Below are 1638 nucleotides of genomic sequence, written 5' to 3'. Positions count from 1 at the left end.
TTACTTGATTAATTGGTTCAAAGAATCGGTCAATATACGTTACAAATGCATAGATTACGCCCACTTCTATCGTGTTATTGAAAGAAGTAATACCAAAATAGCTGAGCAACATAATCAATGCAAGTGCATACACCAAATCAATTGCTGGTCTGAGCAATAAGCTATCCATTTTAATATTGCGTTTGCCAGCTTCCCAGTGTTGTTCATTTATGTCGTTGAACTCATCTTTTAACCGTGGTTCTTGTCGGAATGCTTGAATCATGGACATTCCTTGCAAAGATTCCGCGAGTTTTGCATTCAATTGACTCAAACGTTCACGCAAATCTTGATAAAATACAGAACTATAACGACGGTACGTGCGAATAATTAAAAATAAAATCGGCAATAGCAATAATGTAACTAACGCTAATTTCACATTTAATATAAACATCGCAATGTACACACCTACAACTAAAAAGGCACTTTGTATAAATCCTACCAAGACGCTGACGAACATATCTTTTATTGCTTCCGTATCATTGGTTACACGAGATACGATACTGCCTGCAGGCGTTTTGTCAAAATACCTCATTCCTAGGTTTTGCACTTTCGTAAAGACATCGATACGCATTTGCTGAATGATTTTTAGAGCAATTTCTTGGAATTTTAGCAATTGGAAATAACTAATAAAAACATTGGATAGTTGAATAAATATATAAGCGCTGGCAAGACCAATAAGTGGGCCCTGTGGGAAATTCCGTACGGTTAAATAATCATCAATAAACGTTTTGATTAAGATGGGTCCAATTACGTCTCCTAATACGGTAAGACCCAGTAAGAATAAGGCAAAAATAATTACTTTTTTGTGTGGTTTTAAATATGAAATGAGTCTTCTTAAAACGATACTTTGATCTTTATCGGTTAGTTTTGGCTGTTCTTCCATTATGCCTCACCTCCCATTTCGACAAGTGCTTCAAGTTGTTGTAACTGGTACATTTCATAGTAACGTCCTTGTAGTATCATCAGTTCTTCATGGGATCCTTTTTCAACAATGGTTCCTTCATGCAACACAATGATTTGATGAGCATGTTGAATTGCACTTAACCGATGAGCCGTAATAATGGTCGTCTCATCCACACGAGATGCTTTCAAAGACTCTAGTATCGCTTCTTCTGTTCGAGCATCGACAGCGGATAATGAATCGTCTAGTATCAACAATTCTGGTTTCATCATCAACGCTCGAGCAATCGATATACGTTGTTTTTGACCACCTGATAAAGACACGCCTCGTTCACCAACAATCGTGTCATATCCACTTGTGAAATTTAAAATATCTTCATGAATGTGTGCAAGGCGGGATGCTTCATAGACTTCTTCAAGTGGCGCACTCGTATTTGCAAATGCGATATTGCCAGCAATGGTTGTAGAAAACAAGAAGTGATCTTGTGGCACGTAGCCTATCGCAGAACGTAGTCGTTCTTTTTTGTAGGAATTGATTGAATGATCACCATAAGTAATCCATCCTTCATATCCTTCAAATTCGCGTAATAACAACTTTAATATCGCGGTTTTACCCGATCCCGTTTTTCCGACAATGCCTAAAGTTTCCCCACGTTTTAATGTGAAGTGTACATTCTTAAGTGCCGCACGTTCATCATC

General features: G+C 37.7%; 2 protein-coding genes. Both read right to left on the bottom strand.

The window, feature by feature from the left end:
• Positions 1–922, bottom strand: a 922-nt coding sequence (locus tag AC1DOS_RS20045) for an ABC transporter transmembrane domain-containing protein (RefSeq protein ID WP_477538898.1), incomplete at its 3' end; no start/stop codon positions are given.
• A partial coding sequence (locus tag AC1DOS_RS20040) for an ABC transporter ATP-binding protein (RefSeq protein ID WP_477538897.1) occupies positions 922–1638 on the bottom strand: 717 nt, incomplete at its 5' end. The genes AC1DOS_RS20045 and AC1DOS_RS20040, both read right to left, overlap by 1 nt.

The organism is Paenisporosarcina sp. P5_A11 (assembly GCF_056400705.1).
This window is presented reverse-complemented; position numbering and strand designations above follow the sequence as displayed.